This window comes from Nocardia sp. CA-145437, from assembly GCF_050956485.1.
Classification (GTDB): Bacteria; Actinomycetota; Actinomycetes; order Mycobacteriales; family Mycobacteriaceae; genus Nocardia.
Genome location: NZ_CP191204.1, coordinates 940,553 through 947,315 on the forward strand (window position 1 = coordinate 940,553; position 6,763 = coordinate 947,315).

Consider the following 6,763-nt stretch of genomic DNA (forward strand, 5'->3'; position numbering starts at 1 on the left):
TCTTGACGGGTATCGGTGTGTCCGGCCTGGCCGCGGGAATCGATCCGGCCCCAGCGGGTTCGCGGATCGCGGTGATCGACTTCGGTTCGGCCGCGTTGACCGTCGCGCTGCTGACAGTGTCGGCGGATGGCTCGACGCGGGTGATCGACTCTCGCGACCTCCCACCGGTTTCCGCCGCGGATCTCACGGAGTCGGGCTTGCCGCCGGTGGTGAGCGCTGCGGTCGATGTCCTGCGCGGCGCCGGTATCACCTCGCCGGACGATATCCATTCGCTGTACCTCTCGGGGTTCGCCGCGCATAATCCACTGGTACAGACGGCATTCCGGCCCCTGTGCGCGGGTCAGCGCGTGAAGCGGCTTGTGCCGCAGCCGGTTCCGTTTGCCGCTGCTGGGCGGATGAGCCCGGCGGGTCGGCCGAGCTCGAGTTCGAATCTCCCGCTGATCATTTTCGCGGTCCTGGTGGTCATCGTGGTGGTGGTCGGAGTGGTGGTCGCCATGGGCGGTGGTGACCGGCGTGCCGCACCGGATTACCCCACGGTCCCGATAGGGCGTGAGGCAGGGTCCAAGCAGGGGGTGGTCGACAGCGCGGCCGGACGGCTGTACGTGGCGGACGACATGGCCAAATCCGTAGCGGTGGTCGACACCGCGAATCGCACAGTGGTCAGCCGGATTTCCTTCCAGGACGAGATCGTGGGGATCGCACTCGATCCGGAGTCGCACCGGCTGTACGTGGCGTCGCTGGGCGACCATGGTCATGCGCATTCCGAGATCCATGCTGTGCTGTGGGTTGTCGACACCACCACCAACGGCGTGGTCGCCACGATCGAGACCGGTCAGGTGGGGCGGGGTGTAGCGGTCGACCCCGGCACCCACCTGGTGTATGTCACGAATGAGCGGTTCCTCGGGTACCAGCTGGACCCGAAGACGGTGAACGTCAATGCGGCGGCATGGCTTTCGGTGATCGATCCGCAGTCCGCGGCCGTGGTCACGTCGGTCGAGCTCGGGACGTCCGCCGGGGAGGTGGTGATCGATCCGGCTACTCGGGTCGCCTACGTCGCGGGTTCGCGCTACGACCAGGTGCGAGGGAGCAGCAACGGCGTCATCGTGGTCGACTTGGCGTCGAATCAGGTTGCGGGACAGATCACCGTCCCGGATGCCGGTCTGCTCCAGATCGCCGCGGATTTCACCGCGAATACGCTCGTCCTGGTCGGCAGTGACGCGATCCGCCTCGCCGATACCGCGACTCGGACTGTCGACGCCACCCTCCGGGTGGTGGGCGCATCCGGTTCCATCGGCGTGGACCCCGTGAGGCACGTCGCCTATGTCGCCGACAATGGTCGGGACGGCTACCGGTTGCTGACCGTCGAACTCGCGGAACGTCGCCTGGGCGACGCCTCGATCGAGATGGGCATGAAGTTGCTCGTGGGTTCGGCCGCCGATCCGCGATCGCGAGCCATCTACGCGTTCGTGGCCGGCACGGTCATGTTCGTCCCACCCCCGCAGTAATCCGGCCGGCGTCGCCCCGGGCCCGCCGATTCCTTGGGCGTGGCAGCTCAGGGCCGGGCCCCGGTCCTGGTTCTATGAGGCCATGGCCGACAAGGTTGTTCTCATCACCGGGACTTCCACCGGTATCGGGCTGGCGGTCGCCGCGGCGGCGGTCCGGGCCGGATACCGGACGGTCGCGACTCTCCGAAATCCGGACAAGGCGGGCCCGGTCCGTGAAACCGGCGCCGACGTGCGGCGGCTCGACGTGACGGACTCCGCCTCGATCACCGAGTGCATCGACGGCGTCGTCGCGGACTACGGCCGCCTGGACGCCGTCGTCAACAATGCCGGGGTCTCGGTGTTCGGCACGGTCGAGCATCTCCCCATGTCGGAGATCCGCCGCGCCATGGACGTCAACTACTTCGGCGTCGTCGAGGTCACCAAGGCCGCCATGCCGCACCTGCGCGCCACCAAGGGCCGCGTGGTGACGGTGACCAGTGTCGGCGGCGCTGTCGGCCAGCCCTTCAACGAGGCCTACTGTGCCGCGAAGTTCGCCGTCGAGGGCTTCATGCAGAGCCTCGAACCGGTGGCAGCCACGGTCGGCGTCGGCGTCAGCATCATCGAACCCGGCGCGGTGACAACGGAATTCGTCGCCAACGCGCACATCGATCCGGCGGCGGTAGTCGCGGAGGCGGGCCCCTACGCCCCCGCCCTCAACGCCTATATCAACCGCACGCGCAGCGCCTATTCCACCGGCCAGACCGCCGACCAGGTGGCTGCCGTGGTCATGTCCGCCCTCACCGCCTATCCGATCGTCTTCCGTTGGCAGACCTCGGACTACGCCCGCTCCTTCGTCGCCTCCAGCCTCTCGGACCTGGACGGCTCGATCGTCGCGGGCATCACTTCCCACTGGATTCGCTGATCGGCCCTACCCTTCGAGCAAGAGGGTGACCGGTCCGTCATTGACCAGTTCGACCTGCATATGCGCCCCGAATCGCCCGGTCTCGACGGTGGCGCCGAGCTCCCGTAGCGCGGCCGCGAACGTCTCCACCAGCGGCTCCGCCACCGCGCCGGGCGCCGCCGCGTTCCAGGAGGGTCGCCTGCCCTTGGTGGTGTCGGCGTACAGCGTGAACTGACTGATCACCAGGATCGGCGCCGCCAGATCGGCCGCCGATCGTTCCCCGTCGAGGATCCGCAGCCGGAACAGCTTGTCGGCCAGAGCTTTCGCGGTGGAGTCGGTATCGGCGTGGGTGGCCCCGACCAGCGCGACCAGACCCTGCGGCGAGCCGTGCGCCGCGGGGTCGATACGCCCGACCACCTCGCCGTCCACACTGACCTGCGCTGACGTGACCCGCTGCACCAGTACCCGCATGACCATGGATCTTCCCAGATGGGCCATGGTGTCGCGGCGCGGCTACCCCGGAGCGATCACCCTGCCCCGAATTTCCTTGTGCGCCATCGGGAGTTCACGACAGTAGGCTGTGCTGGCACAGACACGTGAAGAACCGGGCGGAGCGATAGTAGTCACCGATGGCACCTGATAATACGAAAACACCTGTGTGGGGCTCGGGCTTGAAGGCGCAGATCGGCGCGCACACGTTGCAGTTCGACCCCAAGGACGCGCAGACCGCGATGACGGCGGCCTCGACGCTGGCCGAGTCGATGCGCGCCTATCAGAAGGCGGTCACGGACTTTCATCTCGACTCGTTGCCGAATATCGGTTCCTACCCGTCGGGCTCGGAGCTGGCGGCCGGGCTGAACCGGCGAGGGATCGAGCTGCGCGACGCGCTCGGAACCCACATCGACATCCTGACGAACATGGTCGACATCTTCCGTGAGGCGGCGCAGGCGTACCGGTACGCGGACAATGTGTCGGCCGATCAGCTCAAAGCCGCGCAGAAGAACATCGACTGGGCCGGTGATTACAAGATCTCGGCCGACACCGCGAAACTCGATGTCGATCCGAAGAACTACGAGAAGCAGGCGGGCGGGTACGGCGACGGCTTCCGCGAGGATCTGAAGAAGTGGGCCGAGAACGACAAGAAGACGAAGGACCACTTCGAGATCAATTGGGAGGACAAGAACATCCAGGAATGGCCCCCGATGATCGCGTTGCACGACACGCTCACCAAGACCGGCGCCCAGGGGGACAAGTACCGGACCGCGGGTGAGGCGTACGCGGGCATGGCCGAGAAGATCAATACGAAGGTCGGCGCCTACGTCAACACGATCGGCGGTTTGAGCAACAGCTGGCTCGGTGCCGGTGGTCAGGCCGCCCGCGCCGCGGTCGACAAGTACGGCCAGGATCTGGCGCCGCTCGTCGACACCATGAAGATCATGGGTCAGCTGCTGAACTACACGGGCAACTGGATGAACAGCTGCGGCTACCTGATGCCGGCGAAAGCCACGGACGGCTGGTATCTCTCCTGGTTCCGCGGCTCCGACCTGGAGGAGGCTCGCGACCATTTCGGGGATTACTACCTGAAGCCGGGTAAGCACACGCTGTCGGTGATGCCGGTGATGCCGGGACCGCGCATCGACCAGGCTCCGGCGCCGAAGGACGGCGACAAGCCGAAGGACGGCGACACGCCGAAGGACGGCGACAAGCCGAAAGATGGCGACAAGCCGAAGGACGGCGACAAGCCCAACGAGGGTGACAAGCCGAAGGACGGCGACAAGGGTCATCAACAAGGTGGTGCCGGCGGTAACAGCGGCGGCGGCGGTGCGAACAGCGGCGGCGGCGGTGCGAACAGCGGCGGCGGCGCGAATCATCCTCAGACGCAGAATCATCCGAAGGGCAACGATAAAGACCAGAAGAAGCACGACAAGGACAAGAACCACCAGAACCCGAACGACAAGAACCACCAGAATTCGAACGGTTCGAAGCCCAACGGTTCCAACCCGAACGGCTCGAATCCGAACGGTTCCAACCCCAACGGTTCCAGCCCCAACGGTTCCAATCCGAATTCGACGACGCCGCAGGGCACCTCGCCCAACGGCTCCTCGGGTAGCGGGGACAGCTCGCAGCTGACGGGTGCGCTCACGTCACTGCTCACCGGCATGAACTCGGGCATACAGACGCTGTCGCAACAGTTGCCGACCATGCTGCAGCAGTTGCAATCTGCCATGCAGTCGAGTGACACCGCCGCGCTGGCCCATCTCTTCGGGGTGCCGGAGGACAAGATCACCACCGCGTTCGCGGCGATCGAGAAGGATCCGGCGAAGCTGGCGCAGCTGGGGCAGTTGCTCGGTGTCACCGGGGCGGAGACTCCCCAGGTGGCGAATCCCGCTGCCGAGGTGCGTGCCCAGGCGCTGCCCGGACCGGATGGCGCGGTGCGGGCATCCGGCCAGGTCGCGGGTACTCCGTCGTTCACCAATCTGTTCCGCACGGGTTTGGATGCGGTGCCGGCGGCGCCGATCGGCACGCCGGAGGGCGCGATGGTCGCGTCCGGCGCCGCTGGTGCGGAGCCGGTCGCCGGTCCCGTGGATTTCGTGCGCAGGCTCGAGCATGGCCTCGAGCAGGCGTTCGAGGCGCCGACGGTGACGGTTCCGGTGGCTGAGCAGTGATCTGGGATTTCAGCGACGACGAGTTCTTCGTGCTGTGCGAGCGGTACCTCGATGGCAAGGTGCCGTTCCCGCTGGTGTACACCAGCCACACCCAGTACGAAGAGGCCGCCAGGCGCAGGCATGTCGAGGTGACGGAACAGCTCGGGCCAGCGGTGTTCGCGGAGCTCGAGCCGGTGTTCGAGCTGCTCCGGAATCCCGAGCTCACGATCGGGGCCCACGCTCGGCGTGAGGACGATCTCGACAATCCGGAGCGCAGGATTCGCGCGCACCTGGCTCGTCGTGGCCGTCGTGCCGTGATGGTCACCATGAAGCCCGGCGAAACCATTTACCACAGTGGCGGATTCACGCTGACCGAGTGCGATCCCGAGGATCTTCCGGGCTTGATCGTCGCGCAGCTGCCCGTGACCGAACCGGGGCGCGGGCCCGCGGTGCCGCTGGTGACGGAGCCGGAGGAACGGGACCCGTACGAGGTCAGGCAGTCGTTCGCTTTCGATTCGTTCGAGGAGACCAACGAGAGTCTCAGTGCCGCTTTCTGGGCCAAGCCCATCGAGTGGAACGGATTCATCCGGGTGATGCAGGGCCGGTCCATGTACGGACCGCGTGGCCATATGGAATCGCTGCTGGTCTGGCGGGATCTGCCGATGGATGGGCGCTACGCCTTCGAGATGGGCCGACCGGGCACGCACGCGGTCGCCACCAGCTCGCAACAGCTGACGAACCGGATCGATGACCTGATGCGGGAGGTCCTCCAGCACATGGAGGCTCGGGGCGAAGTACTGGGGTGACGGGTTCGGGCGGGGTATCCCTCCGCCCGAATCGGCACTCGCCGTTCAGCTTCCGGCTACTACTCGGTTGCCAACGCCTGACAGGGTGTCTTCCCATGAGCGGTCGGCTGGAAGCTTACGAGGATCTGTTGACCAAAGCGGCTGGTAAGACGGACAAGGTGCGCGATGGCATTGAAAAAGTCGTCAGCACACTGACTTCGGCGGCCGATGGGCGGGGAACGCCGTGGGGGAACGACACGCTCGGCGGCAACTTCGCCAAGGGGGAGCAGGGGTATCTCGCCAGCCGCACGAACATCATCGAGGGTGCGGACAATATGGCCGGCACTTTCGGTAACTTCTCGGACGGCCAGCTGAAGGCCGCCGCGGAGCTGAAGAAGATGGATCACGGCAACGGCGACGGGTTCGAGTGAGCCGATCATGGTGAACGAGCGGGCGAAGGCCGATTTCTCGGACATTCTCGACGACTTCCGTGATCAGATGCGCAATATCACCCAGTTGCAGCAGCAGCGGGCGGCGATCACCGCGTCCGCGAGCGTGCGCGGCAAGCGGGTGACCGTCACCGTCAATGCCGATGGCACGGTGATCGAGACCAAATTCGCCGCGGACATCGACGATCTCGACTACCAGGAGATCGCCAAGGCGGTGACCGAGGCCGCGCAGCAGGCGTCCGCGGAGGTGGCGCGGCGCAGCCGGGAGATCATGGCCCCGGTGTCGCAGAACCGCAATCGCCTGCCCAGGCTGTCCGAGCTGGTGCCGGACATGCCGGATCTGTCCGAGGCGTTGCGGATTCCGGAACCGCCGGTGGTGTCGACCGCCCCGCCGAAGGCGCCGGAACGTCGTGCGGCGGAGCCGAATTCGGATTACGCGCTTCGAAATCGTGGTGGGGCCACCGATTCCGGATGGTGACACCGCCTGCACCGGTGGGTT

7 protein-coding genes are annotated in these 6,763 nt (G+C 66.2%); 6 read left to right on the forward strand and 1 reads right to left on the reverse strand.

What is annotated here, in order from left to right:
- The first annotated feature begins 2 nt into the window (after positions 1 to 2).
- Positions 3 to 1,505, forward strand: coding sequence for a YncE family protein (locus ACQPYY_RS04230; protein WP_433592806.1), 1,503 nt, complete (start codon positions 3 to 5; stop codon positions 1,503 to 1,505).
- 82 nt (positions 1,506 to 1,587) lie between these two features.
- On the forward strand, positions 1,588 to 2,406 hold the full coding sequence (locus ACQPYY_RS04235; RefSeq protein WP_433592807.1) for an SDR family NAD(P)-dependent oxidoreductase: 819 nt from the start codon (positions 1,588 to 1,590) through the stop codon (positions 2,404 to 2,406).
- Positions 2,407 to 2,412: 6 nt separating this feature from the next.
- On the opposite strand, the gene dtd is transcribed toward ACQPYY_RS04235, so the two are convergent.
- Positions 2,413 to 2,856: a D-aminoacyl-tRNA deacylase gene (gene dtd / locus ACQPYY_RS04240; RefSeq protein WP_433594565.1), complete on the reverse strand. Its 444-nt coding sequence runs from the start codon at positions 2,854 to 2,856 to the stop codon at positions 2,413 to 2,415.
- Positions 2,857 to 3,014: 158 nt separating this feature from the next.
- Between dtd and ACQPYY_RS04245 the strand changes: the two genes are divergently transcribed.
- From ACQPYY_RS04245 to ACQPYY_RS04260, 4 genes are all read left to right on the forward strand, one after another.
- Positions 3,015 to 5,051: a hypothetical protein gene (locus ACQPYY_RS04245; RefSeq protein WP_433592808.1), complete on the forward strand. Its 2,037-nt coding sequence runs from the start codon at positions 3,015 to 3,017 to the stop codon at positions 5,049 to 5,051.
- Complete coding sequence (locus tag ACQPYY_RS04250; RefSeq protein WP_379105108.1) at positions 5,048 to 5,836, forward strand: ESX secretion-associated protein EspG; 789 nt, start codon at positions 5,048 to 5,050, stop codon at positions 5,834 to 5,836. Before ACQPYY_RS04245 ends, ACQPYY_RS04250 begins: the two co-directional genes overlap by 4 nt.
- 95 nt (positions 5,837 to 5,931) lie before the next feature.
- Entirely contained in the window at positions 5,932 to 6,246 is a 315-nt protein-coding gene (locus ACQPYY_RS04255) for a hypothetical protein (RefSeq protein WP_379105110.1), read from the forward strand.
- A 7-nt stretch (positions 6,247 to 6,253) separates the two neighbouring features.
- Positions 6,254 to 6,742 (forward strand): YbaB/EbfC family nucleoid-associated protein, encoded by a 489-nt coding sequence (locus ACQPYY_RS04260; protein WP_433592809.1) that lies wholly within the window; start codon positions 6,254 to 6,256, stop codon positions 6,740 to 6,742.
- The last annotated feature ends 21 nt before the right edge of the window (positions 6,743 to 6,763 follow it).

Coding starts and splice junctions, on each gene's coding strand:
- dtd (WP_433594565.1), bottom strand. CDS start 2,856: ATGCGGGTACTGGTGCAGCGGGTCACGTCAGCGCAGGTCAGTGTGGAC.
- ACQPYY_RS04255 (WP_379105110.1), top strand. CDS start 5,932: ATGAGCGGTCGGCTGGAAGCTTACGAGGATCTGTTGACCAAAGCGGCT.
- ACQPYY_RS04245 (WP_433592808.1), top strand. CDS start 3,015: ATGGCACCTGATAATACGAAAACACCTGTGTGGGGCTCGGGCTTGAAG.
- ACQPYY_RS04235 (WP_433592807.1), top strand. CDS start 1,588: ATGGCCGACAAGGTTGTTCTCATCACCGGGACTTCCACCGGTATCGGG.
- ACQPYY_RS04260 (WP_433592809.1), top strand. CDS start 6,254: ATGGTGAACGAGCGGGCGAAGGCCGATTTCTCGGACATTCTCGACGAC.